The sequence below is a fragment of the Micromonospora sp. NPDC048898 genome, from assembly GCF_043198035.1.
Taxonomy (GTDB): domain Bacteria; phylum Actinomycetota; class Actinomycetes; order Mycobacteriales; family Micromonosporaceae; genus Micromonospora.
This window is the reverse complement of record NZ_JBICUF010000008.1, coordinates 70,568-97,236: the sequence shown is the minus strand read 5'-3', so window position 1 is coordinate 97,236 and position 26,669 is coordinate 70,568. Positions and strand designations below refer to the sequence as shown.

Below are 26,669 nucleotides of genomic sequence, written 5' to 3'. Positions count from 1 at the left end.
GGACCCTTGATGGCTTCCGACCTGACCTCCGCGGAGTACGCGTATCTGATCATCCTTCGGGCCGAGGGACGGGAGATCTCGAACAGCGAGATGGCCGAAATCTACGGTGTCCGGCTGAAGAGCCCGGACTACGCGAAGCTCAACGCGGACGGTTACATCATCTCCAGGACCAAGCCGAGCCCGTACCGGCACTCTATTACCGACAAGGGTGTCAAGGCTCTCCTCGAGCCACTGACGCTGGAGCAGGGCCGCGTGCCGGAGGGGGAGAAGCGCTCGGCCAAGGAGCGAGAGCTGTACTGGGCCGCCATTCTGGCGCAGCAGAAGCTTTTTCAGCGATCGGCGAGCGGGGTCGACCGTCCCGAGCCAACGGATCTCCCTGGCCGGGTGCGCGCCGCGTACGGGAAACTGGCGGGCGCGCCTGGGGACTGGGTCAAACTGGTTGACCTTCGTGTTTTGCTCGCCGACGTGTCGAAGTCCGCGCTCGATAAGGCATTGGAGGGCATGCTGGGCTCGCCGGACGTTCGAATGGAGCCGGAGACGTTCGGCCACCGGGTCAGCGTTCACGAGCGGAACGCTGCGGTCCACATCGGCGGTGAGGACCGGCACAAGCTGGCGATCGGCCAGCGATGAGCGAAGAGCAGCGTGCCGCGCTCGCCGCTCTCCGGCTCAGTTGGGTGCAGGCGCCCGACGACGTGTGGCGGCCATCGCCCTACCACGTCGATGGGCTGCACCAGGCCGTGGTGCGGGACGTGCGAGACGGTATCGCCGAGGCCGAGACGAGCGCGGACTCGAGTCCGATCGGTCTGGCGCTGGAGGGCCGACAGGGCACGGGCAAAACGCATCTGCTGGGTTGGGTGCGGGAGCGGGTGCAACAGAAGGGGGGCTACTTCTTCCTGATCGGTCTGCTCGACGGCCGCCACTTCTGGGACGGAATGTTGGTCTTCCTGCTCGACGGCCTGGCCCGGGAGATGCCGGACGGCGAGACCCAACTGCGGTTGCTGCTGCGCCGCCTGGCATCCCGGATCGGGGCACCGCGAGCCGACCGGCGTGCGGTGATCGGCGAGACCGAGCTGACCCGTGCGGCGCTCGACTCCTTCATCAGCGGGTTGCGCAGATACGACAGCCACGTCGCCCATGAGTGCCGCGACACCCTGCGCGCGCTCGCCCTGCGTGCCTCGGAAAATGAGGAGCACCAGGACATCGCGGCCGACTTCTTCGATGCCGGCCGAGAGGGGGCCACCGAGGAACGGCGTGAGTGGGGAATCCGTTCCCGACCTCGCACCTCTCAGGAACTTGTTCGGGAGATCTCCTGGCTTCTCGCGGTCACCGGTCCCTCGGTTATGGCGTTCGACCAGATCGACACGGCGGTCGCCCAGGCGGCGCTGCACGAGGACCTGACGAAGGCCTCCTCCGAATTGGTGGACGCGCGACAGACAGTCCTGCTCGCCAGCCTCGCGAACGGCCTGACCGACCTGCGGGACACGACCCGTCGGACCCTCACGGTGGTGGCCACGCTCTCGACGACATGGGATCTTATCGTGAGAAAGGCGCCGTCGTCGTTTGCGCCTCGATTCCGCCGCTGCCTGGCGCTCGGTGGAATTCGAGACGCCACCATCGCGCGCGAAATCATCGCGAGGCGCTTCGCCCCACGCTTCGCCGACTTCGGCTACACGCCGCCCTATTCCACCTGGCCCATCCGCGAAGAGGCGTTCCAGGAAGCTTTCGAATACACCCCCCGGAAACTCATTATGGTCGTCGACCGACACATCCGGGCCTGTCTGATCCGCGGTGAGGTGCGCGAGCTCGAACATCTGGGCGACGTCCCTAGCGAAGAGGAGCTGACCAGCGCGCCCGCCCTGACGGTGCCTACCGTCGCCGACGACGAGTTGGCACGGATCGAGGCCCGCTTCGAGGAGCTCAAGCGCGACGCCGACGTCACCTCCCCCCTTGAGCGCGACACGGAGGACAGCACGTTTCCCGCCCTACTCGCCGCGGGTCTGCAGGCTTGGATCGCCGAACGGGGCGATGGTGGCCAGCGGTTCAGCATCGACGCACCGCCGAGTTCCAGGCCGGACCTGCACGCCCGCCTCCGGCGCGACCTCGACGAGCGTTCGGAGGACGAGCGGGAACACTCGCCCGACCAGTCTCGTACCGAGGACCAGGTGCATTGGGCCTTCCGGGCGATCAGTGACACCCACCACGGTGTCGCCGCCCTGCACCGGATTCGCCGCGCCCGCACGGCAGCCGGGCTCACCTCGGAGATCGCCAAGCGGAAACTCTTCCTGCTGCGCAACGCCGAATGGAGTCAGTCGGCCAAGACGCAGGAGGTCATCGAGCAACTCAAGCGCGATGGCGGAGTGACGTTGACGGTCGGCGAGCCGGACCTCCGGACTCTCGCCGCCCTGCACGGTCTGCGGGACGAGAACCCGGCCATTCTGCAGGCGTGGCTGGTCCGTTACCGGCCCACCGAGCAGATCAGGCTCTTCAAGGAGGCGCTGGCTGACGCTGACCTCTGGACCGGTGACGTCCAACCGGACGCTCCGCCGTTCCACGAACGCACTGCCGGCTTCGCCATCGGCGCGGGCATCGAGGACGGTTTGCCCGTCTCCCTCTCGCTTGAAGCGCTGCGCAAGCACACGGCCATCTTCGCCGCTTCCGGCTCCGGCAAGACCGTGCTGCTGCGCCGCCTCGTCGAGGAATGCGCGTTGCAGGGCGTGTCGGCGATCGTGCTGGATCCAAACAATGACCTGGCGCGGTTGGGCGACGCGTGGCCGACTCCGCCCGGTAGTTGGGCGCGGGATGATCCCGACCGTGCGACCCGGTACCTGGCCGAGACCGAAGTCGTCACGTGGACACCGCGACGTGAGACAGGCCGGCCGTTGAGCTTCCAGCCGCTGCCAGATTTCGAGAGCGTGCGGGACGATCCCGATGAGTTCGCCGCAGCGGTCGAAGCGGCGGTAACCACCATCGCTCCGCAAGCCAATCTCACCGGCCGTACCGAAAAGTCGCATCTGGGAAAGGCTGTGCTCCGGCGCACCATCGAGCACTTCGGCCGGCAGGGTGGCAAGGACATCCGCACCCTGATCGCGCTCCTGTCGGATTTGCCCGACGGCGTCAGCGAGCTCGCCGGCGCTGCCAAGATCGCCTCGGGTCTGGCACGGACCCTGACGGCCTCGATGGACAATGATCCGCTGTTTGCCGGCGTCGGTACCCCGGCCGACCCAGGAACGCTGCTGACTCCGTCACCAGGCAAGCGGGCTCGCATCTCCGTCATCAGCTTCGTCGGGCTGCCTGGAGATGAAGCGCGGCAGAGCTTCGTGAACCAGCTGCAGATGGGGCTTTTCAGCTGGATCAAGCAAAATCCTGCCAGGGATCGCCCGCTGCTGGGTCTGCTGGTCATGGACGAAGCGCAAACGTTCGCACCTTCGGGGGCGATGACTGGCTGCACGCAAAGCACGCTCGCACTGGCCTCGCAGGCCCGCAAATACGGCCTAGGGTTGATCTTCGCGACGCAGGCGCCGAAGAACTTGCACAACCGCATCCCCGGCAATGCCGCAACGCATTTCTTCGGCCGGCTCGGCGTGCCCGCACAAATCGAGGCCGCACGGGAGATGGCAAAGGCGAAGGGGGGCGACGTGCCGGATATCGGCAACCTGACTGCGGGTGAGTTCTATGTCGCACTCGAGGGCGAGGCACCGCACAAGGCTCGTACTCCGATGTCTCTGAGTCACCACCCGAGCAGTCCGCTGACCGACGAGGAGGTCATGCTCCGCGCCCGGGCGTGAGGTCGTCAGAGGTGCGGGCGTAGCAGGCCGGCCAGGTCTTCGCGGCCGATCTCCTCAAGTGCGTCCGGCAGTTCGGCCAGACGATCCCGGCTCTGCAGCCAGAGCCACACCTCGTACGCTTCATCGCCAGCGCGAAACCGGCGTACCTGATGAGAGGGGATCCCGAGGTAATCGGCGAGATCCTGCCAGTCATAGGTGAGCCCACGAACGACCTGGGCTTTGACCAGTTCGGGAACGGCGGCGGCCTGCCGGGGCACGGGCGCTGAAGTCGCCACGGGCCTCAGTAGACCTCCGAGCAGGGCGAAGAGAACCTCGGCCGAAGCCCGGGCGGCGAACGCCTTGAACCGGTCGTCCTTGTCGAGATCCGCGTGGTCCATCACGCCCTTGGCGACAAGCCAATGCGGCACCTGCCGTTCGTGCGCGACAGTGGCGATGGTCGCGGCCTCCATGTCCAGGGCCAGGATCTTGCGCTGGTTGACCTCGAGGCGGTTCCACGTCTCGGGATCCGCCATGACCGCGCCGCCGCTGGCCATCGGCCCCGCGGCGACCTCGAAGGGTAGGCGGTCCGGGCCGTCCACGTCGTTGTACAGGGCGCGTTGGATGAGCTTGCGGCCGGTCTCGGTCAGCACCAGGGCGCTGTCGCGCCAGGCGATCAGATCCTCCAACTCCCATTGCGCCAGTCGTGCCTGCCAGGTTGTGCGCGGAAAATAGCGGTCCCGAGCGGGATGGGTACGAGGGTTCTCGTCCTTGAGGAGTCGCTCCAGATACCAAACCTTCGCCTCCTCGTCGGTGGCGGTGCCATGACTTGGCAGGCCCGACGGCTCGAAGGCCTGCACCGCACGTAGCCACCGGCTGTCCAAAGGAAGCTGTTGGTGGTCGGGGCGGAACAATTCTTTGACGTACTTGCCTTCGTCCCACTGGTAGGCCGGAGAGGCGACCACGACATCCCCAGGGGCGGTGGCACTGGGCTTGCCCGCGCACACTCCGCTCATCGCCAGGCAGGCGGGTCGCAGTCGATCGGTGAGTGCGGTGGCGATTGGGGCTGTGCTTCGTCCGCCCATCGTGGTCGGCCGAGCCAGCGCCACTGACAGCCCGTCGGCCGTGGTGGTGGCGAAGGGCGCCGATCCTCCGGTGCTGTGATCCTCCCACCGATCTCGCCCGAGCACCTGCTTCACCGCGTCGTACTCCTCCACCAAGGCGGTGATGACCAGCACATCCACCTCGTGCCGTCGACGCGGCTGCCCTCCGGTCTGGACGATGTTGGTCACCTCTCCGTGGTTCACGTTCATGTCCCGGCCGACGGTGATGCCCCGGTTGTTCATGCGAGTCCCTTCACCCCTGTGCTGGCTCGGATACCTGGTTGCTGACGCTCCCGTCATTCACGCTCATGTCACCGCCCACGAGGATGCCGTTGTTGTAGAGGATGGTGGCCCGCTGGGCGCGTACCTCGGAGGTGTCGACCTCGTGCTCATCGAGGAAGTCGAGTACATGTGCGAAAACTCTGCTCTCGATCAACCGGCGGAACTTGAGGATGTCTTGGCGCTGGGTGAAGTTTCGGAGCTTGTCGCGGGAGCCCATGTCACGGACGCTGACCACGGCGCCGTAGTCCTTGCGGCGGCGTGACGTCCCGCGCTGCGTGCGGCTGCCGTACCCGGACATGTCGACAAGCGCGCGGATCAGGTTGCCCGGGGCGTGGACGATGGTCCGTGGTGTGTGACGGGCCCCGTCGATCGCGGTCCGGAGCCAGGCCCGGGCGCCGGTGCCGCCGTCGGCGTCGACGAGCCGGTAGCGCTCGTTGCAGGGTGCCATGGTGGTACTGGTGACCTCGAGGTACAGCGAGCGGCCCTGAAGGGCGATGTGGACGTAGACGGTCGTAACCACGTCACCTCCCCAGGAGACGACCCGACACGCGAGGTAGTGCCGGGCCGGATTCGTGGGATTTCGAATGATTTGGGCCATCTCCTCAGGGGTGGTGAGGGTGGTTCGCGGGCCGTCCTCTCGGGCGGACTGGAAGACGCGATCCTCGACCGTCAGATCCGGAATGGACATTTCCGGCCGCGCCTCTGTGGTCAGCTCTCGCAGGTGCTGCCGGACATAGCCGACGATCTGGTCGGCATTGAAGGGCGGCGCGTCGAACTCGCGCTGCCCCTCGGTCGGCTCGCCGAACGCCCCGGCCGGGCTGGTGGGCTGCTTGCGGACGAGTCGCTGGGCGAAGGCCCAGCTCGACACGACATCTCCGGCGCCGATGAAAGGCTCGAAGTTGCCATAGACGATGGTGTTGCCGCCCTGCTGCTCGCTGATCATCCGCTTGCGCTTGTTCCAACGAATCGGCGGTGGCTCGCCGTAGACGGTGAAGTCCTCGATCCGCTTCTGCCGCCAAAGCGCGAAGACCACGGGGAGCAGAAGGGCGGTAGGTGCCACCAGCAGCGTCAAGCCCACGGGCAGGCCGGTGGAATCAGAAGCGGCGGAGAGAGCCTTGCCGACCAGGATGATGAGGACGATCCACGCAGTCGCCCATCGGAGCAGGAGGAACAGACCCCGGCTCGGACTTCTGGTCGTGTCGACCGCCGTACCGGTGCGCACCCGTTCCAGGTAGGCGCGGATGAGCCGCCACGCGGCGGCTGTGACGCGAAGGCAGACGAGTGCGATCCCGACCAATGCGGCGGAGACCCAGTTGAGGTAGGCGCCCGCGACGAGCACGAGGACGATCGAGCCGTCTCGCCACATTGAGAGATTGCGGGCCCGCAGGCAGTGCTCGAGAACGGTGACGAGGTCGAACCCGTAGGACGGTGCTGTGAAGCGCCGATCCTGGTAGTAGACCTCGCGCAGGCAGCGATCCCGGAAGACGGGGTTGAGGTACGCGCCAGCGCTGAGATAGCGGGTGGCGGCGGTCGCTTCGACGGGCGGAGGCGGAGCGGCCACCACGTTTGACGAGGAAGGGTGGAGCGTCTGCAAGGGCATCAGACCGTCCATTGCTCGTGTCGATATGAACAATCGTCGACGGGCCCGGGGCTGAACTGGTCCGGGCAGGGGCGGGTCGTGACGGAAGTGCGCGGTTGGAAAGCGGTGGACCCGCCTCAGCGGTGGGCGTGCTCGTAGGGTTTGCCGATCGCCCAGATGCGGTCGAACTCGGCAAGGAAGTGGCCGAACCAGCGCGGGTCGCGGTCGGCGTGCAGCGACAACGTCGGCTCGGGAACGCCGCACCGGTGGGAGTAGATATCGACTTGGGCCTCGCCGTTCGAGGTCTTCGGGTCGATGGCCAACAGGCCGAATGCCGGAACGAAGTCCAGAAGACGGACCTCGAGGCGGCCAGTGCCAGTAGCCGCCTGCTCGGCCAGGGCGTCGACAAGGTCGAGGGTGGCGCGTAGCCGGTGCTCGAACATCGAGGGGTTGCTCGCGACGGTACTGCGTCGGGCCGCCTCGGCAAGGGTGGCCTCGTGCGGCGCGATGAGGGCGATGCGTACGGTGGCGCCCGCCGCCAACCGCGCCTGCAGGGCGGCGTAGTGATTGCGCAGGGTCCGCGCGAGGGTGACTCCCGTCATTCGGATGTCGGAGGCCAAGTGGAGGTCGAAGCCCACTCCGGGTGTCGACAGGCCCAGGAGGCGGTCGGCACTGGCCCGGTCTCCGATCTCCCAGCCGAGTTGCTTGACGGAACGGGTTAGGCCCGTCAGCGCCGACCGGCCGTGCAGGGAGCTGATCGCGAGAAGGCCCAGCGTGGTGAGCGTGGCCCCGCCGGTGACTGCCGGACCGACCATGCCGAAAGCGCCGAGCAGGCCGACGGCGATGGCCACGGCGACGGTGATGATCAGGTCGAGTTGACGTACGCGAGACATCCTGCACCACCTCGGAGACGGCCAGTGTCACCAACACACAGAGCGTACCGGCTTAATGTCTCTTCGACAATAACTAGGAGTTGATCCGCGGGCGAAGGATCGGGGGATTGAGCATGGTGACGCTCCCGGCGCGGTAGAGCGCGGCCGGCCGGCCGGTAGCGGGGATGCGCTTTCTGCCGGTTGGCCTGATGAAGCCCTCCGTGTTGATCACCTTGCGGCTGAAGTTGCGCGGGTCCAACGTCTCACCCCAGACGACCTCGTAGACCGAGCGCAGGTCGCCGATGGTGAACTCGGACGGACAGAAGGCGGTCGCTAAGGTGGTCAGCTCCAGCCGTCGGCGTGCTTGCTCCACGGCGTCGTCGAGGATTCGATCATGGTCGAAGGCAAGCTTTCCTCTTGTCTGATCGACTGGCACCCACGCGGCATCGCTCGCGTCCGATCCGGCGATTGGCCGCGGGAGATTGGGCATGATGGCCAGGTAGGCCACGCTGACAACTCGACCGCGAGGGTCGCGGTGCGGCTCGCCGTAGACTCCGAACTGCTCAAGATGCAGATCGTCGCCGTCGAGACGGGTCTCCTCCCGCAGCTCGCGTACGGCGGCGGCGTTGAGGTCTTCATCCGTTCGCACGAAACCGCCGGGCAGTGCGAACTGGCCCGCGAACGGCTCGTTGCCACGGGTGATGACGAGCGCGTGTAGCGCGTCTTCACGAACGGTCAGGATCACAAGATCAACCGCGATACGCAGTTGGGCGTGGTGCCGGGTCGTCACGCGGTCAGCCTAGCTTGATGTTCTTTCGACAAGAACGGGATGCGGCGGCCGAGTGGCGCCGGCCTGCTGACCCTGTACGAGGTCCGCCTCTTCGCGCTCGGCGGCACCGAATGGCGCGTTCTCCAACCGCGGGCCGGATACGCCGAGTCGTCCCGCGGCATCGGCCTGATCGACTTCGTCCGGGCCGACGCGCAGCGTCCGCCGCGCGCGGGCGGCGACATCGCACTGCACGTACTCGAAACGATGACCGCCCTGCTCCAGTCGGCAGCCGAAGGCCGCCGGATCGAGCTGACGACCGGGGTGCGGCGGCCCACGCCAGTCCCGCTCACTCCGGCCGAGGAGTGGAAGGCTCACCACGCAGAATCGTAGATCCGTCAGGCAGGGATGATCTCGCCCTCCTTGAGCTCCAGGTTCGGGAATTCGTATCGTTCCCGCATCGCTGCTGCCAGGTCGGCGGGGACTTGTCGCACCAGCACAGTGACCCCCGATCCGTCGGCGCGAGGCGCCACCGCCGCGACGGCGACTCCGTTGGCTCGCCAGTACGGGATGTCCTTCTTGATTCTCTCGGTGACCTGGTTGAGGACGGTGCGTGCGTGGCGCGCGTCGGCGAAGACGATGTGGAGTGCGGGATGTTGGCTGCGCAGGGCGGCGTCGATCCGGTCCACCTGCGGCAGGGGTACGCGGTGGACGACAAATGTCGCACCGTCCGAGGTCAGGCCGGCGTACGAAGTGGTGGGGTAGGCGCGTTCGGCGTGGCGGATCAGCGTCTCTCGCTCGGAGTCACCAGGGACGGCGGCGGGGCCGGTAGCCAGATGCCGGGACTGGGTGGTGGTAGGGACCGGGGGCGCTGGCTGCGCTGCGTCGTCGGTGGGTTGTTGGGCGCACCCTGCGGTTACCGCCAGGATGCTGGCCGTAGAAAGAAGAATTCTTTATCTACGCATGGCACGTTTCAGCATAGTTGCGGATTAGCCCCTGGCCACGTCGATGCGCGGCGTGCGCATTCCGCTGAGCCCAGCGGTCCGTTCACCGTGGCTGGCCGTTCGGAGGTGAGTTGTCGACGGCGGAGAGCCCGAGTCGGCGGAGGAGGTGGCGGCCTCCGGTGTGGCGGGTGAGTTCCTCCACCGCCCAGGCGTGCTGCCTGCATTCGTTGTCGGTGCAGTGGAAGCAGGTGCGGTCGCCGACGTGCTGGAGGACCGTTAGGCGGGCCGACTCGAAGCGATCGACGGGTCGGGCGCTTTCGTCGGTGCCGGTCACGGCGTCTGCGCGATCCGCTGTAGCGCGGCGACGCTGACGCGCAACTCCATGCAGGGCGGGTGTGGATCAACGTCGGGGTAGCCGCACTGGGGCCGGTGGCCATGTGCCCACAACCACTCGTCGCTGAGGTGCGCCAGGTCGGTGCGGAGCCAGGCGACGACGACATCGACGGGAGTGCCAGGGGTCAGGTCCCGGCCGAAAGACCAGTCGTCGAGATTGAGCCTCAGCAGCGTCCCGGGCTCGACGATAGGCAGTTCGCTGGGTTCGTGCGTCATGCCGGCCTCTCGTCGCCGCGCAGGTCAAGGCCCATCTGGCAATCAGCAGGCACCCGATCGAGAGCCGCCCAGAAGGCGCGGTTCTCCGCAGCGAGCCCCTGCGGCGAGGGCTGGTCCGGGCCAGCCGCGCCTGTCCGGTTCCATCCGCTGCGATGACCGAACAGCGTCGCCGCGCCTTCGCAGTCGATGCCGAACGGCCGGTACTGCCGACTGTCCTGAGCCGGGACGAACCACTTGATTCGTTTCGCCACCGTCATCCTCCCTTCACGCGTGTGCGGCCAGGCCGGGGGCCGCAGGGACTCACACCCGCGGGACGCGACGGGCCCTGCACCCTGCTCGACTGGTGGTTAACTCGTTGCGAGTCAACGATTGCCGAATGCTGTACGCCTGGGAATACCGACCTACGGTCCGACCTTGTGTACCGACCTCTGGTCCGACCGCCGTCTGAGCTGGGCATTCAGCGACTCAATCGCCACCGTGACGCATGATGGTGACCATCCGGTGGCAAGATGGCCGTAGAGCCGACCGTGAGAGGAGAAGTAAGTGTCACGCTCTCCTCACACCACTGTCGTACCTGGCAGGCAGCTTCGCTCTACCGGTCGGAGAGCGGATTTCTGCCGGTCCCTCGGCATCGCCACCGAGCAAGGTCTCGGCCCTCATCCACGAATGTTCCGGGCCTGATAGTGGCTCGTCACCCGGAAACCGTGGTCACCCCTAACACGGCGCTCACCGACGCCCGCCAGCGTTTACCTTCACCCCGGCGACCGGGCCAATGCATGTCACGCAGCGAGCTGGCCGACGCCATCAATGCCGCTCTCGACCGGCTCTACTCCAGCAGGGTCCTTACCGCCCACTACGTCGACTCTCGGTGGGTCGGCAAGCTCGAACGCGGCGAGCACCGATGGCCTGGCGAAGAGCGTCGCGCCGCCCTCCGCAAGGTTCTCAACGCTGCCAGCGACGCTCAACTCGACCTGTACAGCCCGCGGCGTACCGACGCCACCAGCGCCGCCAACCACGGAATCGAACTCCCGACGACGGGAAGCTGGGACGAGACGATCTACCAGCTACGAGCCCAGTGGCACCTGCTGGTCCAGAACGACAAGCTGTTTGGACCGGAGTACGCGTTGACCGGGGTCACGGCTCAGCTCATGCTGCTCGACCGGCTGCTCAACGACGTGCCATCGTCGATTCGCCCGAACCTCGTACGCCTGGCCGCCCAGTACGCCGAGTCGGCAGCATGGTTGAACCACTCGCTCGACGACGCCCCAGCCGCCCGGCGTTGGACCCGGGAGGCGCTTACCTGGGCGGATCAAATTGCTGATCCGACCATGACAGCCTGGGCGACGTACCGCAGTAGCCAGCACTGGCTCATCGCGGGAAAGCCGCGTCGTGCTGTCGAGGAAGCCGAAGCTGCAATGCTGCAGGACAGAAGGGTTCCCAGCCCGGTTCGGGCGGCGCTTCGCGTGCAGCATGCCCACGCGCTCGCCATGGTCGGTGAGCATCGCAAGGCCATGCAACTCCTGGACGACGCCCACGAGTGGGCTGCGGACCGTCGCCCAGGCAAGCCCGAAGGTGAGCATGCCTCCTACTGCACGAGTGGCTATATCGAGGTACACCGAGGTACGTGCCTGAGGATAGGACAGCGACCTGACGAGGCCATCGCGGTGCTCGACGCAGCGCTACCGATGATCCCGCCGCTCCACCGTCAGGACTTCACCGCAGCCCTGCTCACCAAGGCCGCAGCCCACGTAGCGGCTGACCAGCCTGAGCAGGCTGCCGTCACCGCGCGTGTCGCGCTACCGATCGCCAGGCGAGCTGGTTCGCGCCGGATTCTGCACCAACTCGGCCAGATCGGCTCCGCTGTTGACGAGCACCGCCACCTGACCCACGTCCGTGCGTTCCTCGCTGACCTTGTGGAGACCGACTGATGGCCTCAGACGTAGAGCTGTCCGCGATGCGGCATGCCATCGCTCTCTCCGCTCTGGGACTGGGCACCACGAGCCCTAACCCGCCCGTCGGGTGCGTGATCCTGGATCAGCACGGAGCCGTTGTGGGTGCGGGATTTCACCGCCGCAAGGGGGAGCCGCACGCCGAAGCGCACGCTCTCAACGCAGCGGGAGGTGCCGCTCGCGGCGGTACGGCTGTCGTCACGCTGGAACCCTGCAACCACGTCGGAGTCACGCCGGCGTGTCGCCAGGAGCTGATCAACGCCGGTGTCTCCCGGGTGGTCATTGCGGTCATGGACCCAACGTCCCGTGGTGAGGGTGGCGCCTCGATACTCGCCGCGGCGGGCGTGGAGGTCGAGAACGGCGTGTTGCGCGACGAAGCCCTGACCGTCCTTGAGCCGTGGCTGACCGCAACACAACGGCGCAGGCCCTACCTGACGTGGGCGTTCGCAGCGGACAGCAGGCATCGAACGGCGGCGGAAAAGCGACTCCTGCGCGACCTTTGCGCGACCGCTGACCTCGTCATTGCGGACAACACCCTCCACGAGGGCATTCCCGGGGGCCACGCTGACGCGCACTTCGCACTGCCCGGCGCCGCCGAGATCGACGGTGGCCTCTCGCGGTGGCAGTCAGCGGCCCACGAAGTCGGCGTACGCAGCATGCTCGTTGTCGGTCACGAGCATGCCGCCGCGCTGCGACCGCACCTGCACGCGGTCGACGAGATCGTCATCGCTGTGCCGCGAACCGACCCGTCGCGAGCGTTGGACGTGGTCCAACCCGACCTCATGCCGATCGGCTTCCGCCTGGTCGAGGTCGCTGCCGACGCCGAGTCGGTAAGGCTCCAGCTACGACGCCTCGGCGCATAGCGAGATCGGGCGAGCCGCCGCTCGACGCGCGCGGTCAGAAGGTGGCGATCGGGTTGACCAGGCTGCCGGACGTGCCGGCGAAGCGGACCGGTGCGACCGCGAGCTGGAAGTCCCACTGGCCCAGCTCGGCGGCCGTCGCCGCGCACGCCTCCAGGTCGCAGTTGTCGAGCAGCCACAGACCCATCGCGACGAGGCCCACGGCGTGGACGGGCATCAGCACGCGCTCGTACCCCGACGGCTGCACGTCCTGGGGGGTGTCCGCGCCGATCAGCGCGACCTGCCGTTCCTGGAGCCACGGCAGGCAGGACGCGTGCCAGCCGGCCTGCGCGAAACCGCTGGCCGCGCCGGCCTCGTGCCGGAAGCGGCCGTAGCCGGTACGCAGGAGCACCGCGTCGCCGGGGAGCACGCGTACGCCCTGGCGGCGCTCGGCCTCTTCGAGATCGTCGGGGAAGACACCCTGCCCCGGCTCCAGCCACGGCACGTCGCGGGCCCCCGCGACGTCCAGCAGGACACCACGGGTGATGATCCCGTTGGCTGCCGCCGTCACGGCGGCCCACGCCGATCCCGTCTCGGTGTCGACCAACGAGTGTGACCGCCCGTTGTACATCTTGCCGTCCCAGAACAGGTGGCACGGCGAGTCGACGTGGGTGAGGGTGTTGCCGTGGAACGTGATGCCGAGCCGCTCGGACGAGAAGCCCCAGCTCCGGTCGCCGTGGAAGTGGGGCGGCATGTGCTCGGCGCCCGGCATGTCGGCGGCGCACGGGCACGTCGTCGTCGACCGTTCCATGTCCGCCGGTGCGGCGACCTCCCACGCGCAGGACACGCTCCTGCCGTGGCGCACGGCCCGCGCCGCCGCCAGCCGGACGTCGTCGGTGCGAGGCACCGCGGTCAGGGTATCCCGCCGCCGGATCAAGGTCCGGGACGACCTGTGACCAGCTTCGCGACGGGTGCCCGACCCTGATTCTTCACCTCGATGTCACCACCGGAACCCTCGGGCGACGTGTCGGTGTCCGTCCACGGGAGTTGGCTGTCAGCCGTCGTACACCCCTGGACCAGGAGCTGATCCGCGTGCCTTCCTCCCGTCGTACCTTCCTCGCGGGCGGCGCTGCCGCCGGCGTGGGCCTCGCCGTCGCCGGTGGCCTGCCGTCCCTGGCTCAGGCCAGCCCCGGCCGGCCGCACTCGCCGGTCCAGGGCGGTCGCGTGCCTTTCCCGCCGCTCGTGGACGACCCCAAGGGGATCCTGGCCCTGCCCGAGGGCTTCAGCTACACGGTGGTGACCCGGACCGGCGTCACCCGACTCGACCGTGGCCAGGGCGTGACGCCGTCGGACCACGACGGCATGGCCGTCTACGACGCCGGCCACGGCCGTTACACACTGATCCAGAACCACGAGATCGACCCGGGCGCCGAGTTCGGCGTACCGCACGTCAAGGGCACGGTGTACGACGCGGGCGCGACCGACGCCGGCGGTTGCACCGTGATCAGGACCGACCGCGCGGGCCGCAACCTGGGTGAGTTCGTCGCCCTGTCCGGCACCATCTCCAACTGCGCCGGCGGGCCGACCCCCTGGGGGACCTGGCTGACCTGCGAGGAGACCGAGGACCGGGCCGGCGACGAGTGGGAGGAGGGCACCCGGTCGGGCGTCTACCAGAAGGACCACGGCTACGTCTTCGAGGTCTGGGCCGACGGCAGCGCGGACCCGCGGCCGATCAAGTGCCTGGGCCGCTACTCCCACGAGGCCCTCGCGGTCGACCGGGACCGCACCCGGATCTACCTGTCCGAGGACGCCGACGAGCCCAACGGCCTCTTCTACCGCTGGACCGCCCCGGCCGGAGTCAAGCTCGGCCCCGGTGTGCTCACCCGCCTCGCACCGAACGCCGGTGTCCTCGCCGCCATGCAGATCATCATGGACGACGGCTCGGTGCTGCCGGACGTCGCCTACCTGACCTCAGCCCAGCTGGGCCGCCCCTTCCCCGTACGGTGGATCGAGGTGCCGGACCGCGACGCGCGACACACGTCCGTGCGCGAGCAGTTCGCCGACGGCCAGGTCACCCGCGGACGCAAGTTCGAGGGGGTGTGGAGCACCGACGAGGGCGTCTACGTGGTCAACTCCTACGCCTGGGACGACGGTGACCTGCCGGCCGACGCCGCGCCGCACGACGGCATGGTGTGGTTCTACAACTTCAAGGCCCAGACCATCCAACTGGTGACGTACTTCCCGCACCAGGTGGCCTCCGAGGAGGGGACCCCGGTCAAGTACAACGACCTCACCTTCGACGGCCCGGACAACGTGTCCGTCACCCCGTGGGGCAGCCTGGTGCTCGCCGAGGACGGCAGCGGGGCCTCCCACGTGCTCAGTGCGATTCCGGGAGGGCCGACGTACGCGATCGCCCGCAACCAGCTCAACGATTCGGAGTTCTGCGGGCCGGCCTTCAGCGCCGACGGCAGGGTCCTCTTCGTCAACATGCAGGACCCCGGCCTCACCCTGGCGATCACCGGTCCGTGGGAGAAGTACCTGGGCTGACCGAGGGTGACCGGCCGGTGGGGATCAGGTGATCAGCCTGATCCCCACCGCAGCCGTGCGGTGGACGGTCAGCCGACCTGCACCAGGCGCCAGTTGTTCCTGGTGCTGCCGTTGTCGGTGTACTGGACGGCCTGGGTGCCCCAGGTGCTGGAGCCGTTGAGGATGGCGAGCACCTTGCCGCTGTTGACGTTGCGGATCCGGTAGGAGCCGTCGCTGTTGGCCACCAGGGTCCAGCGGTGGTCGGCGGTGCCGTTGTCGCTCCACTGCAGGACGCGGGCGTTGTCGGCGGTCGACATGTTCTCGACGCCGAGGACCTTGCCGCTGTTGACGTTGCGGAACCGGAACGCGTTGCCGTCGGTGACCCGGACCCAGTTGTGGTCGGCGGTGCCGGTGTCACCCCACACCACGGCCAGACCACCGTCGGCGGTGGACATGTTCTGTACGCCGAGGACCACACCGGTGTCGACGTTGACCAGCTTGTAGGTGTCGCCCACCGGAATGGTGCCGGTCACGCTGGTCACGAAGGTCAGCACGCTGCGGGCGGGGAGCGTGGCGGTGAGCGAGCCGTTCGACATGGTGAGCGCGCCCTGGGGCGCGACGGTCCGGCTCGCGTCGGTCAGCCAGTTCGAGACGCTGCCGGACGCGGTGGTGTTGGACAGGGTGAACTGCTGGCTCACCGCCGAGGTGTTCTTGTTGACGGCGACGATCACGACGGTGTTGCCGCCGCGGTACGCCGAGACGTAGACGTTCGACGCCGGGTTCGCCGTCGCGTCGATCCGCTGGTATCCGGGGCGGACGAACCTGGCGAAGTGCGCCATCATGGCCCCGCGCTTGCTGATCTGGCCGTCCTCGCGCATCGGACCGTAGCTGCGCCGCAGATACCACCAGACGTACGCCTGGAACTCGGCGTCCACCATGGCACGGTGGATGTGCTCGCCCACGTCGAGCGCCTCCGGCCAGGCGTCGCCCGAGTTCGTGTTGCTGTTGGGGTAGTAGACCTCGGTCATCCAGAGTTCTTTGCCCGCACCCTTCTGCTTGAACAGCGGGTAGGCGAAGTTCGAGTAAGACGTGCCGTAGAGGTGCGCCCCGATGATGTCCACGTTGGCCAGTGCCGTGGCGTCGTTGAGGATCGGGTCCGACACGGACTTCACGTACTGGAAGGACTCCGGAGCGATGACCCTGGTGCTGATCGAGCCGGCGTTCTCCCGCAGGAACCGCACCATTTCGGTGGTGGTCCACCACGTCCACTCGGCCGCGTAGTCGGGCTCGTTCTGCACCGAGATGGCGTACAGGTTCACCCCGTTGTTGCGCAGGTGCGTGGTGAAGTTGTTCAGGTGCGTGGCGTAGGCGGCGTACGAGCTGTACCGCAGGCGCCTCGCGTTGGTCTGGTTGCCGCGGGTGAAGGTCTCGATCATGCTGGCCGGGGGGTTCCACGGCGACGCGAACACGGTGGCTCCGAGCGCGACCGCGCGTTGCGCCGTCGCCAGGTCGGCGCTCCAGTCCGCCTGGTTCTCGTTGACGGGGATCCTCAGCAGGGAGAAGCCCAACTGACCCTGGCCGGTGCCGAAGGCCGTGTCCCGCTGGGCGGCCGTCAGGTCACCGATCCAGGCCGCGTGGGCCATGGCGCCGAAGCCTCGGATCGTCTGCCGCGTCGCGGACGGATTGATGCTCGCCGGTGCGGCCGAGGCCGGCGTGGCCCCCGCGACCGCGGCGACCGCCGCGACCGGTACGGCCCCCATCGTCGTCAGGACGGTTCTCCGGCTCAGCAGTTTTCGCTCGCCGCTCACCGGCTCGTTGTGCTCGTGCGTCATGTCTCGTCCTCCTGGCTGGTGGTGGTACGCGCCTTCGCGGTCCCCTCGGCCCGGTCGGCACCGGTCTGTCGCGTCGCCGCCGGGGTTGACGGGGACCCCGGCGGTGATGACCTGTCGATTACGATCGAGTGACGTGACTGTTAACGTTAACAATCACGGGAGTCTAAGTTCTGTTCTCGCCAAGGGTCAAGAACACGCAGCTCAGTGAGCGGGCGGCCACCCTGGGTGTCGCATCGAATAGTGACGCCGCGCCACCGGTGCCGGCGAGGCTGGCGTGCGTCCTCGGCCATGGCCGCACGGTCGGCACCTGACTAATGTCACTGGGCACCGTGCGCCTCGCATCGAACGTCGTGACTATGCGCACTGGGGCGCGGCACGTCCCGTGGACGAGACTCGATGCAACGCCGGAACACAGCCGGCCGAGTCGAAGGGCGGCGGGACAGTGGACGAACGCTACGACAGCTACTGCGCCGCGGACCCGCTGTTCTACGACTCGCTCGGCAGCGCCGTCGCGCAGCCCGTCTTCCCGGCCGCCGAACGACCGCTGCCGACCGGCTGGCGCCGCGAGCCGCTCGACGACTGGCTGATCTACGCGCCGGACGGCGGCTCGCTGCCGCAGCAAGGCTGGAAGATCCACATCTCGGCGGGCCTGGCGAACGCCGAGCGGGTGCTGGACGCCGTCTGGGACTACTGCGTCCCCCGCGGCCTGTCCTTCAAGTTCCTGCGCGGGCCCCGCACGCTGCTGCTGCGCAACTCCAAGTACGCCGCCCGGGCCGCCAGCGGCAAGTTCGTCACGGTCTACCCCCGCGACGACGCGGAGCTGGAGCTGACCTGCAAGGAGCTCGACGAACTGCTCACCGGCGAGACCGGGCCGTACATCCTCAGTGACCTGCGCTACGGCAGCGGCCCGGTGCACGTGCGCTACGGCGGCTTCGCCGCCCGCTACTGCCACTCGCCCGACGGGCAGGTGGTGCCGGCCATCGAGGACGACTCCGGCACGCTGGTGCCGGACCGTCGGGAGCCGGTCTTCCACGTCCCGTCCTGGATCACCCTGCCCGACTTCCTCGGCCCGCACCTGGCCGCCCGCAGTGGCACCAGCACCGACCAGGTGCCGTACCGGATCGAGCGGGTGATCCATTTCTCCAACGGCGGCGGGCTGTACGTGGGCCGGGACCTGCGTACCGACACCGAGGTGGTGCTCAAGGAGGCCCGGCCGCACGCCGGCCTGGACGCCGACGGCACCGACGCCGTCGCCCGGCTGGCCCGCGAGGCGGACGCCCTGCGGCAACTCGCCGACCTGCCACAGGTGCCCCGGGTGCACGACGAGTTCGCCCTGGGCGAGCACCGGTTCCTCGCACTCGAGTTCATCGAGGGCCGACCGCTGAACAAGGTGCTCGTCGACAGGTACCCGCTCATCGACGCCGACGCGACCGACGACGACCGGGCGGCGTACGCCCGGTGGGCCCGGCAGACCTACGAGCAGGTCGAGTCGGTCGTCGCGGCGATCCACGAGCGCGGCCTGGTCTACGGTGACCTGCACCTGTTCAACATCATGATCCGGCCGGACGACCGGGTCGCCCTCGTCGACTTCGAGGTGGCCGCGCCGATCGCCGGGCACCGCCGGCCCGGGCTGCGCAACCAGGGGTTCGCGGCACCGCGGGACCGGACCGGGCCGGCGGTCGACAGGTACGCCCTGGCGTGCCTGCGGCTGGCGCTGTTCCTGCCCCTGACCCAGTTGGTCCGGCTCGCACCGGCGAAGGTGGCGCACCTGGCCGACATCGTCGCCGCGAACTTCCCGGTGCCGAGGTCCTTCCTCGACCCCGCGGTCGAGGAGATCACCGGCGGCCCCCGGGCCACGGACGCACACCACGCGTCACTCACGCGGGACAAGCTGGCGACGGCCATCCTGGCCAGCGCCACTCCGACCCGCGACGACCGACTCTTCCCCGGCGACATCGAACAGTTCCGCAGCGGCGGCCTCAACCTCGCCCACGGGGCGGCGGGAGTGCTGTACGCGCTCGACAAGAGCGGTGCCGGGCGGTGGCCCGAGCACGAGGACTGGCTGGTGCGGCGGGCGACAGCGCCGCCGTCCGGCACCCGCTGCGGCTTCTACGACGGGCTGCACGGCGTCGCCCACGCGCTCGACCACCTCGGACGACGGCAGGACGCGCTGGACGTCGTCGACATCTGCCTGCGGGAACCCGTGGACGGGCTCGACCACAGCCTGGCGAGCGGACTGTCCGGGATCGCGCTCAACCTGGCCGAGCTGGCCGCGCGTACCGGGGAGGTGTCGTTGCGCGACGCCGCGTGGCGGGTCGCCGAGCGGGTGATCGGGCAACTGGCCGACGACCCGGGGCCGGACCTCAGCGGCGGACGCAATCCGTACGCCGGGCTGCTGCGCGGCCGGACCGGACCGGCGCTGATGTTGCTGCGGCTCTACGAGCTCGACGGCGACGAGGAGCTGTTAGGGCACGCCGCCACGGCGCTGCGCCAGGATCTGCGCCGGTGTGTGCTGCGCCCGGACGGCGCCCTGGAGGTCAACGAGGGCTGGCGGACCATGCCGTACCTGGCGCACGGCAGCGTCGGCATCGGGCTGGTCCTCGACCAGTACCTGCGCCACCGCGCCGACGACCGGTTCGCCGAGGCGAGCGCGGGGATCCGCCGCGCCGCGCGGTCACCGTTCTACGCACAGTCCGGGCTCTTCGCCGGCCGGGCCGGCATCATCGCCTACCTCGCCGCCTCGACCGACGACACCGACCGCCGGGAACTCGCCGCGCAGGTGGACCGGCTGACCTGGCACGCGCTGCCGTACCGGGACGGGACCGCGTTCCCCGGTGAGCAGTTGCTGCGGCTCTCCATGGACTTCGGCACCGGCACCGCCGGCGTGCTCTACGCGCTGGCCTGCGCACAGCGCGACCAGCCGCCGGTGCTGCCCTTTCTCGCGCCCCTGCCGGGCGCGCAGAGACTCCCTCGCGACAGCGGGGGCGACCGGTTCGGCGAACGGAAGGAAGGGAGGTGAACGACATGGCGCTTCTGGACCTCCAGGGCCTGGAGATGGCTCCGGCCGACCGCACGGGTGGCGGTAGCCGGGCGAGCCTGCTGCTCTGCGGCGACAGCTCGCTCTCCGTCACGACCTGCAACTGATCCGCCGCACAAGCGAGGCCCTGGGTGGGCAGACGTGCCCACCCAGGGCAATCGCGTACCAACGGGAGGGCCGATGCCGACGTTCGCCGCGGGGGACCGGTTGCTGTGGCGGACGGTCCGAGCGGGCGGCGGCTGGACCGGTGGGCTCGCGGCGGTCGCGCTGCTCGGCGCGACCGCCGAACTGTTGCTACCCGCGGCCCTCGGCCGCGCCGTCGACGCCGCCCTCGCCGGCGGCTCCGGCTGGTGGGCGGTGTCCGCCGGTGCCCTGGTCGTCGTCCTCATCGGCGTCGACACCCTCACGGACCTGGCCAGCGGATTCGGGGCCGCGCGCGCCACCGCCGGGCTACGCCGGCACCTGCTGCGGCACGTGTTCGCGTTGGATGTCCGCGCCACCCGCCGCCACCCCGTGGGTGATCTCGTCGGCCGGTTGGTCGGCCAGGCCGCCGACGCGGGACAGGCCGGCAACGCCGTGGTCCTTGCCGTGGTGGCGGTGCTGCCACCGCTGGGCAGCGTCGTCGCCCTCGCCCTCATCGAACCGGTCCTCGGGGTCACCCTGCTCGCCGGTCTCGCCCTGCTCGCCGTCCTCATGCGCGCCTTCGTGGCCGACGCCTCGGCCGTGACCGCCGCGTACCAGCGGGTGCTCGGCACCATCGCCGGCCGGCTGCTGGAGTCGCTGACCGGTGCCCGGACCATCGCCGCCGCCGCCACCACCCAGCGCGAGGAGGACCGCGTGCTGGCGGCCCTGCCGGAGCTGGGCGGGCACGGCCGGCGCGGCTGGGACCTGTTGGCCCGGGCGAGTGCGCGCACCTCCGCCGTGGCGCCGCTGCTGAACCTGAGCGTCATCGCGGTCGGCGGGTACGCGCTGACGGCGGGCTGGCTCACGCCGGGCCAACTGGTCGCCGCGGTCCGCTACGCGGCCATGGGCGCCGGGCTCGGCGGAGTGCTCGCCACCCTGAACCACCTGGTCCGCAGCCGCGCCGGGGCACACCGTCTCGCCGAGCTGCTGCACCAGCCGGCCACGTCGGCCGGCGCCCGGCCCCTTCCACCCGGCGGGGGCGCCCTGCGACTGCGCGGGGTACGCGTGCACGCCGACGACGGGCGGCCCATCCTGGACGGCATCGACCTGGACGTACCGGCCGGCGCGACGGTGGCTGTCGTCGGAGCCTCCGGTGCCGGCAAGTCGACGCTGGCTGCCGTCGCCGGACGGCTGTACGACCCCGACGCCGGTGAGGTGCGGCTCGACGGCGTGCCGCTGCGCGACCTCGACGGGTCGGCACTGCGCCGAGCCGTCGGCTACGCCTTCGACCGGCCGGTGCTGATCGGCGCGACAGTCCACGACGCGATCGGGTTGGCGCTGCCGGTCGACGCGGCGGCACCACCGGCCGATCGCAGCCCGGCCACACCGGCGGTCCTGCGGGCGGCCCGCCTGGCGGCGGTCGCCGACGTGATCGACCGGCTGCCCGACGGCTACCGCACCCCGCTGGTGGACACACCGCTCTCCGGAGGCGAGGCCCAACGCCTCGGCCTGGCTCGGGCGTTCGCCGCCGAGCGGCTGCTCATCCTGGACGACGCGACGTCCAGCCTGGACACCGCGACCGAACACCGGATCACCCAGGCGGTGCTCGGGCGGGCCGGCGAGCGTACCCGACTGGTGGTCACCCACCGGCCGGCGGCGGCCGCGGCGGCCGACCTCGTGGCCTGGCTGGACGGCGGTCGGCTGCGCGGCCTGGCACCGCACCGGCGGCTCTGGGCCGACCCGGACTACCGGGCTGTCTTCCAGCCGGCCGGCGGTGGGCCGTGAGCCATCCGAGCGTACGGCGGGTGACCTGGCGGGCGCTGCGAGCCCGCCGGCGTGCTCTCGTCGGGCTCTGCGGCTGGTCGCTCGTCGAGTCGCTGCCCGCCCTGCTCGCCGGCCTCCTGGTCGCCCGCGCCGTCGACGAGGGTTTCCTGGCCGGACGTCTCCTCAACGGCCTGGCGTGGTTGGGCGCGCTCGCCGTGGCCGTGCTGGTCGGCGCGGCGGCGACCGGTCGGACGTACCGGAGTCTCGGCGCCGTGGTCGAGCCGTTCCGCGACGACGTGGCCGCCCAGGTGGTCCGGGGTGCGCTGCGCGACGCCACCCGGGCGGGAGGTCGTCCGGACAGCGCCGCGGTGACCCGGCTGACCCACCAGATGGAGATCGTCCGTGACACCTTCGCCGGTCTGCTCATGGTGACCCGCGGTTTCCTCTTCTCCGCCGGCGCGGCCCTGCTCGGCCTCCTCGCCCTGGCACCGGTGGTGGCGGCGCTGGCCGCCGCGCCGCTGGTCGCCGGCCTGGCCGTGTTCCTCGCCGCGCTGCCGGCGATGGTCGCGCACCAGCGCGCGTACGTCCGGGCCGGTGAGCACCTCGGCCAGTCGGCGGCGGCCGCCCTGGCCGGTCACCGTGACGTGGTGGCCTGCGGCGCCCAGGCACGCGTGACGGCGGACGTGGAACGCCGAGTGTCCGCGCAGGCCGCCGCCGAACGCACCCTCGCCCGAATGGCGGCGATCCGCAGCCTCAGCCTCGGCATCGGCGGCTGGCTGCCGCTTGTGGTGCTGCTCGTGGCCGCGCCGTGGCTGGTCGAGCGCGGGTTGACCGCGGGCGCGGTGCTGGGCGCGCTGATCTACGTCTCCACCGGACTGCAACCCGCCCTGCACACCCTGGTGCAGGGCCTCGGCGGCGGCGGGCTGCGGTACGCGGTCACCCTGGAGAACATCCTGCGTGCCTATCCCGGGTCCGCCGGCCTCCGGCCGCCGGCTCCCGCCATCCGGGCACCCCGCGAGCCGTCGGGGCCGGCCGGCCGCTCACCGGCCGTCGAGGTCCGGGGGCTGACCTTCGGGTACGGCCCGCGCGCCCGGCCCGTGCTCCGGAACTTCTCGCTGACGCTGGCCGAGGGGGAGCACCTCGCCGTGGTGGGCCCGAGTGGAGCGGGCAAGTCCACACTGGCCACCCTGCTGGCCGGGCTGGTGCCGCCGCAGACCGGCACGGTCCACCTGGCCGGCGCGACGGTCGCCGACGCCGAGCCGTCCGCCCTGGGCGGGATGCGGGTGCTGGTGCCCCAGGAGGCGTACGTCTTCACCGGCAGCCTCGCCGACAACCTGCGCTACCTGCGGCCGGACGCCGACGACCACACGCTGGAGGCCACCCTCGACGCGCTCGGTGCGCGTCCCCTGGCGACCCGCCTGGGGGGCCTGGCCGCACCGGTCGTGCCGGCTCTGCTCTCCGCCGGCGAGCGGCAGCTCATCGCGGCGGTCCGGGCCTGGCTGGCACCCGCCCCGCTGGTGCTCCTGGACGAGGCGACGTGCCACCTGGACCCGGCGCTGGAGGCGACAGTCGAGGACGCCTTCGCCCGGCGGCCCGGCAGCCTCGTAGTGATCGCACACCGGATCAGCTCCGCGTTGCGGGCCGATCGGATGCTGGTCCTCGACGGCGACGAGCCCGTGCTCGGGACGCACCGGGAGTTGATGGCCCGCTCGGCCACCTACCGCATGCTCGTCGGCTGCTGGGACGACCCGGTGGTGCCGTCCCGGGCGGCGTCGGCGCGGCGGGGCTGAACCCCGCGCACCAGAGCCGACGGCACCGGTCAGATCCAGCCGGCCTCGCCGGCCATCCGCACGGCCTCCACCCGGGTACGCGCGCCCACCTTGCGGGCGATCCGACCGAGATGGTTGCGGACGGTGCCACGGCTGAGCCCGAGTGACGCCGCCACCTCCGCGACCGGTGCCCCCGCCGCGGTCAGCCTCAGCACCTCCGTCTCCCGGCTGGTCAGTGGGCAGTCCGAGCGCAGTGCCGCGACGACGAGGTCCGCGTCGAGCACGGACTCCCGCCGGGCGAGCCGGCGGATCCCGTCGATGACGCGTTGGGGGGCGGCGTCGCTGCGCAGGATGCCGACCGTCCTGGTCGGGCAGAGCATGCCGCGCAGTCGCCGGGCCCGATGGGGGTGGGCCAGCACCAGGACGGGGCACGGGTCGAGGCGGCCCGGATCGACGTCCTCGACGAAGTCGAGGTCGGCCACCACCACGTCGGGTCGTTGGGCGCGGACGGCCGCGGAGACCGCGTCGCCGCGATCCACCTCCGCCACGACACGGATGTCCTCCTCGGCGGCGAGGACGAACGACAGCGCGCCCAACACCAGGGCGCCGTCCAGGGCGAGCAGGGTACGGATCACGCTGAACCTTCCCGCACTCCGATGACGATCACTCAACGTCAACATTCAAACACGACTGGGCTGGGTCCGCACGGCGACGGGAGGCGGGCCCGGAGGCTTCTGCCGGACCCGCCACCACGGCTACAACCAGCCGTTACGCCGTGCGCGCCACACCGCCTCCAGGCGGTTGCGGGCTCCGGTCTTCCGTAGGATCACCGACAGATGGTTGCGCACCGTGCCGTGTGCCAGGTAGAGGCGGACGGCGATCTCCTTCAGGGGCAGACCCTCGGCGGCCATCCGCAACACGTCCATCTCCCGAGGTGTCAACGGGATCTCCGGAGGGCTCAGCACCGCCACCGCCGCGGCCGGGTCGATCGCCCGTTCCCCGGCCGCGAGCGCGCGGATCGCCCGCACCAACTCCGCCAAGGAGCTGTCCTTGCCGACCAGGCCGCGCGCACCGGCCGCCAGCGCCGCCTCCACCAGGGTCGGGCTCCACCGAGGGCTCATCGCCAGCACGGCCGCGTGCGGCGCCTCCGCGTTGATCCGGGCGACCACCTCCACCGGGTCGGGCAGCTCGGGTGTCAGCGCCAACACCACCACCTGGGGTCGGCACCGCCGGACCACCGTCAACAACTCGCCGACACCCCCGACGTCGGCGACCACCTCCATGTCCTCCTCACGTGACAGCGCGGCGCAGAGCGCACCACGCAACAAACCCATGTCTTCGGCGACGACAACGTGGATCACCACGTTTCTCCGATCTCAGGTGCGCGTCACGACGACCACCGGTCCCGGAACATCCACGGGTTGGTCGGTGCGCTCGTGCGCGACGGACGGGATAGGCAACGCCCCGTGGCACCGTCACGGCGGACGGGCGCGGGGACCTGTCGACCGAGCCGGGTGGAGTTGGCCGTGTGTGCCAGCCACCCGGGTCGGTCGACCCGCCTCATCCCGGCCGGGCGATCCCGGACGGAGTGCGGCCCTCGACGAGAAGCGGCAGGAGAGCGCGGGCCTGCGTGACACCGAGATGCGACTGCCGGTCGGCCGCCCGGACCAGCCCCAGCCCCGGCGTCGATCCATCGTCGACACCGGCGGCATCCTGGTCGACGGGCGCGACGGGTCCGCCCGGTGGGTCGGCAGCCGTGAGCACCGGACCCGGACGCGCGGCGAGGTGCCGGGTCGAGGTCGTCGGGTGCGTGCACTCGGCGACGGACACCCGCGGCGGTGCGGCGGGGGTCAGCACCGCCGTGACGGATACCGGCACCAACGCCGCGTCCGCCGGGTCCGTCGGGTCCGTCGGACCCGCCGGTGGTGCTGGGGGCGCCGGTACGGTCGGCGCGGGTGTGGGGTCGGCCACCGGCACGGCGGGCGGCCCGGGTGCTCGGAGAGCGGGTGGTGGAGGTGCCGCCGGAACGACCACCACGTCGAGAACGGGTGCCAGAACGGCGTCGATGACACCGAGGAGCGCCAGGACGACCGGCCGGATCGGCACGATCTCCACGACGTGCGGCAGTGCGACGCTCACGAAGTCCACGACGGGCGGCAGTGCGGCGTTCGCGGTGTCGGCGACGCGCGGCAGTGCGGCGGTCGCGGTGTCCACGAGGTGTGGCAGCGGGGCGGTGGTCGGGTCCACCGTGGGTGGGTCGGCCGGCCCGTGCGCCGCGGGTGTCGCGGGTGCGGTGCTGGCCGCCCGTCGTGGCGGAGCAGCGTCCGGTCGCGACGGGTGGGCGGGGAGAGCCGGACGATGACCCGCGGGAGCTGGGGAGGCGGGCCGGAGCCGTGCACGCTTCGCCGCACCGGTTGCGTCGACCCGGGGCGGCGACACGAGCGCCGGTGACACGCCCTTCGACTGTCGAGGCGGCGTCGAGGACTTGGCGTCGCGAGGGGCGGCGGCGATGGTCCCTGCCAGCGGGGCGTCGGGGTGCCCGTCGCGGCGGGCGTCGGCACCTGTGGCGCGCTGACGGTGAGGGTCGGGGAGCCGTGCGACCGTGAGCCGCGCAACCGGCTGGACCAGGGCGCCGATCCGCGTCTGAGGGTCGTCTCCGGCGCCGCCGCGCATCCCGCTGGCGGCGGCCGGCCCGTCGAACAGGGCGGCCAGGAGGAAGCCGGCCCCGACGGCAGCCGCGAACAGCACCATCAGCCGGGCGAGCCTGCGGAGTCGGCCGGCCACAGTCGGCGCGGATCGGCCCGGCGTAGACATCGGCGCGGTTCCGTTGACGGGACTTCGCACGCGGGCACGACCCCTTCCGTCTGGATTGCTGACCCATAGTAGCGATGCGCTCACGTATCCGCATCTGTTG

23 protein-coding genes are annotated in these 26,669 nt (G+C 70.2%); 10 read left to right on the top strand and 13 right to left on the bottom strand.

Features of this window, described 5'->3' with window-relative positions; genetic code table 11:
- Positions 1–9 precede the first annotated feature (9 nt).
- Together ACGFIQ_RS21660 and ACGFIQ_RS21655 are read left to right on the top strand one after the other, a co-directional pair.
- Positions 10–630, top strand: a complete 621-nt coding sequence (locus tag ACGFIQ_RS21660) for a hypothetical protein (RefSeq protein ID WP_393246211.1) — start codon at positions 10–12, stop codon at positions 628–630.
- A complete protein-coding gene (locus ACGFIQ_RS21655; RefSeq protein ID WP_393246209.1) occupies positions 627–3,785 on the top strand; it encodes an ATP-binding protein in 3,159 nt (1,052 codons plus the stop codon). The genes ACGFIQ_RS21660 and ACGFIQ_RS21655 overlap by 4 nt, the downstream gene beginning before the upstream one ends.
- A gap of 5 nt (positions 3,786–3,790) precedes the next feature.
- Here ACGFIQ_RS21655 and ACGFIQ_RS21650 read toward each other — a convergent pair whose 3' ends face one another.
- The 4 genes from ACGFIQ_RS21650 to ACGFIQ_RS21635 form a co-directional block, all read right to left on the bottom strand.
- Positions 3,791–5,053: a hypothetical protein gene (locus tag ACGFIQ_RS21650; protein WP_393246207.1), complete on the bottom strand. Its 1,263-nt coding sequence runs from the start codon at positions 5,051–5,053 to the stop codon at positions 3,791–3,793.
- 64 nt (positions 5,054–5,117) lie between these two features.
- The gene (locus ACGFIQ_RS21645) at positions 5,118–6,758 is read right to left on the bottom strand and encodes a hypothetical protein (RefSeq protein ID WP_393246205.1); all 1,641 of its coding nucleotides are present in this window, start codon (positions 6,756–6,758) and stop codon (positions 5,118–5,120) included.
- 104 nt (positions 6,759–6,862) lie between these two features.
- A complete protein-coding gene (locus ACGFIQ_RS21640) occupies positions 6,863–7,576 on the bottom strand; it encodes a hypothetical protein (protein WP_393246203.1) in 714 nt (237 codons plus the stop codon).
- Between the two features lie 115 nt (positions 7,577–7,691).
- Positions 7,692–8,387 carry an NUDIX domain-containing protein gene (locus tag ACGFIQ_RS21635; protein ID WP_393246201.1) on the bottom strand — a complete coding sequence of 232 codons (696 nt, stop codon included), beginning with the start codon at positions 8,385–8,387 and terminating at the stop codon, positions 7,692–7,694.
- Between the two features lie 39 nt (positions 8,388–8,426).
- Here ACGFIQ_RS21635 and ACGFIQ_RS21630 point away from each other — a divergent pair, with 39 nt between their 5' ends.
- Positions 8,427–8,756: a hypothetical protein gene (locus ACGFIQ_RS21630; RefSeq protein ID WP_393246199.1), complete on the top strand. Its 330-nt coding sequence runs from the start codon at positions 8,427–8,429 to the stop codon at positions 8,754–8,756.
- A gap of 5 nt (positions 8,757–8,761) precedes the next feature.
- Here ACGFIQ_RS21630 and ACGFIQ_RS21625 read toward each other — a convergent pair whose 3' ends face one another.
- The 4 genes from ACGFIQ_RS21625 to ACGFIQ_RS21610 form a co-directional block, all read right to left on the bottom strand.
- Complete coding sequence (locus ACGFIQ_RS21625; protein ID WP_393246197.1) at positions 8,762–9,052, bottom strand: hypothetical protein; 291 nt, start codon at positions 9,050–9,052, stop codon at positions 8,762–8,764.
- Positions 9,053–9,410: 358 nt separating this feature from the next.
- A complete protein-coding gene (locus ACGFIQ_RS21620; protein WP_393246195.1) occupies positions 9,411–9,641 on the bottom strand; it encodes a hypothetical protein in 231 nt (76 codons plus the stop codon).
- Positions 9,638–9,916 (bottom strand): hypothetical protein, encoded by a 279-nt coding sequence (locus ACGFIQ_RS21615; protein WP_393246193.1) that lies wholly within the window; start codon positions 9,914–9,916, stop codon positions 9,638–9,640. Before ACGFIQ_RS21615 ends, ACGFIQ_RS21620 begins: the two co-directional genes overlap by 4 nt.
- Positions 9,913–10,167, bottom strand: a complete 255-nt coding sequence (locus ACGFIQ_RS21610) for a hypothetical protein (RefSeq protein ID WP_393246191.1) — start codon at positions 10,165–10,167, stop codon at positions 9,913–9,915. The genes ACGFIQ_RS21615 and ACGFIQ_RS21610 overlap by 4 nt, the downstream gene beginning before the upstream one ends.
- A gap of 525 nt (positions 10,168–10,692) precedes the next feature.
- Here ACGFIQ_RS21610 and ACGFIQ_RS21605 point away from each other — a divergent pair.
- Positions 10,693–11,844, top strand: a complete 1,152-nt coding sequence (locus ACGFIQ_RS21605; RefSeq protein WP_393246189.1) for a hypothetical protein — start codon at positions 10,693–10,695, stop codon at positions 11,842–11,844.
- Between the two features lie 26 nt (positions 11,845–11,870).
- Positions 11,871–12,728: a bifunctional diaminohydroxyphosphoribosylaminopyrimidine deaminase/5-amino-6-(5-phosphoribosylamino)uracil reductase RibD gene (gene ribD, locus ACGFIQ_RS21600; RefSeq protein ID WP_393246187.1), complete on the top strand. Its 858-nt coding sequence runs from the start codon at positions 11,871–11,873 to the stop codon at positions 12,726–12,728.
- Positions 12,729–12,762: 34 nt separating this feature from the next.
- Here ribD and ACGFIQ_RS21595 read toward each other — a convergent pair whose 3' ends face one another.
- The gene (locus ACGFIQ_RS21595) at positions 12,763–13,611 is read right to left on the bottom strand and encodes a cyclase family protein (protein ID WP_393246184.1); all 849 of its coding nucleotides are present in this window, start codon (positions 13,609–13,611) and stop codon (positions 12,763–12,765) included.
- A gap of 185 nt (positions 13,612–13,796) precedes the next feature.
- Here ACGFIQ_RS21595 and ACGFIQ_RS21590 point away from each other — a divergent pair, with 185 nt between their 5' ends.
- Positions 13,797–15,251, top strand: a complete 1,455-nt coding sequence (locus ACGFIQ_RS21590) for an alkaline phosphatase PhoX (RefSeq protein ID WP_393246182.1) — start codon at positions 13,797–13,799, stop codon at positions 15,249–15,251.
- 68 nt (positions 15,252–15,319) lie between these two features.
- On the opposite strand, the gene ACGFIQ_RS21585 is transcribed toward ACGFIQ_RS21590, so the two are convergent.
- On the bottom strand, positions 15,320–17,062 hold the full coding sequence (locus ACGFIQ_RS21585) for an RICIN domain-containing protein (protein WP_393246180.1): 1,743 nt from the start codon (positions 17,060–17,062) through the stop codon (positions 15,320–15,322).
- Between the two features lie 382 nt (positions 17,063–17,444).
- Here ACGFIQ_RS21585 and lanKC point away from each other — a divergent pair, with 382 nt between their 5' ends.
- The 4 genes from lanKC to ACGFIQ_RS21565 all read left to right on the top strand — a co-directional run bounded on the left by lanKC (position 17,445) and on the right by ACGFIQ_RS21565 (position 23,776).
- Complete coding sequence (gene lanKC, locus ACGFIQ_RS21580; protein ID WP_393246178.1) at positions 17,445–20,081, top strand: class III lanthionine synthetase LanKC; 2,637 nt, start codon at positions 17,445–17,447, stop codon at positions 20,079–20,081.
- Positions 20,082–20,086: 5 nt separating this feature from the next.
- Positions 20,087–20,206, top strand: a complete 120-nt coding sequence (locus tag ACGFIQ_RS21575) for a SapB/AmfS family lanthipeptide (protein WP_013734295.1) — start codon at positions 20,087–20,089, stop codon at positions 20,204–20,206.
- Positions 20,207–20,279: 73 nt separating this feature from the next.
- Positions 20,280–22,007 (top strand): ABC transporter ATP-binding protein, encoded by a 1,728-nt coding sequence (locus tag ACGFIQ_RS21570; protein WP_393246176.1) that lies wholly within the window; start codon positions 20,280–20,282, stop codon positions 22,005–22,007.
- Positions 22,004–23,776, top strand: a complete 1,773-nt coding sequence (locus ACGFIQ_RS21565) for an ATP-binding cassette domain-containing protein (RefSeq protein WP_393246173.1) — start codon at positions 22,004–22,006, stop codon at positions 23,774–23,776. The genes ACGFIQ_RS21570 and ACGFIQ_RS21565 overlap by 4 nt, the downstream gene beginning before the upstream one ends.
- 29 nt (positions 23,777–23,805) lie before the next feature.
- Here the strand turns inward: ACGFIQ_RS21565 and ACGFIQ_RS21560 are convergent, their stop codons facing one another.
- From ACGFIQ_RS21560 to ACGFIQ_RS21550, 3 genes are all read right to left on the bottom strand, one after another.
- Positions 23,806–24,390, bottom strand: a complete 585-nt coding sequence (locus tag ACGFIQ_RS21560; RefSeq protein ID WP_393246171.1) for a response regulator transcription factor — start codon at positions 24,388–24,390, stop codon at positions 23,806–23,808.
- Positions 24,391–24,510: 120 nt separating this feature from the next.
- Complete coding sequence (locus tag ACGFIQ_RS21555; RefSeq protein ID WP_393246169.1) at positions 24,511–25,116, bottom strand: response regulator transcription factor; 606 nt, start codon at positions 25,114–25,116, stop codon at positions 24,511–24,513.
- 199 nt (positions 25,117–25,315) lie between these two features.
- The gene (locus ACGFIQ_RS21550) at positions 25,316–26,569 is read right to left on the bottom strand and encodes a hypothetical protein (RefSeq protein WP_393246167.1); all 1,254 of its coding nucleotides are present in this window, start codon (positions 26,567–26,569) and stop codon (positions 25,316–25,318) included.
- Positions 26,570–26,669 lie beyond the last annotated feature (100 nt).

Coding starts and splice junctions, on each gene's coding strand:
- ACGFIQ_RS21660 (WP_393246211.1), top strand. CDS start 10: ATGGCTTCCGACCTGACCTCCGCGGAGTACGCGTATCTGATCATCCTT.
- ACGFIQ_RS21655 (WP_393246209.1), top strand. CDS start 627: ATGAGCGAAGAGCAGCGTGCCGCGCTCGCCGCTCTCCGGCTCAGTTGG.
- ACGFIQ_RS21645 (WP_393246205.1), bottom strand. CDS start 6,758: ATGGACGGTCTGATGCCCTTGCAGACGCTCCACCCTTCCTCGTCAAAC.
- ACGFIQ_RS21630 (WP_393246199.1), top strand. CDS start 8,427: ATGCGGCGGCCGAGTGGCGCCGGCCTGCTGACCCTGTACGAGGTCCGC.
- ACGFIQ_RS21615 (WP_393246193.1), bottom strand. CDS start 9,916: ATGACGCACGAACCCAGCGAACTGCCTATCGTCGAGCCCGGGACGCTG.
- ACGFIQ_RS21605 (WP_393246189.1), top strand. CDS start 10,693: ATGTCACGCAGCGAGCTGGCCGACGCCATCAATGCCGCTCTCGACCGG.
- ribD (WP_393246187.1), top strand. CDS start 11,871: ATGCGGCATGCCATCGCTCTCTCCGCTCTGGGACTGGGCACCACGAGC.
- ACGFIQ_RS21585 (WP_393246180.1), bottom strand. CDS start 17,062: ATGACGCACGAGCACAACGAGCCGGTGAGCGGCGAGCGAAAACTGCTG.
- ACGFIQ_RS21575 (WP_013734295.1), top strand. CDS start 20,087: ATGGCGCTTCTGGACCTCCAGGGCCTGGAGATGGCTCCGGCCGACCGC.
- ACGFIQ_RS21570 (WP_393246176.1), top strand. CDS start 20,280: ATGCCGACGTTCGCCGCGGGGGACCGGTTGCTGTGGCGGACGGTCCGA.
- ACGFIQ_RS21550 (WP_393246167.1), bottom strand. CDS start 26,569: ATGTCTACGCCGGGCCGATCCGCGCCGACTGTGGCCGGCCGACTCCGC.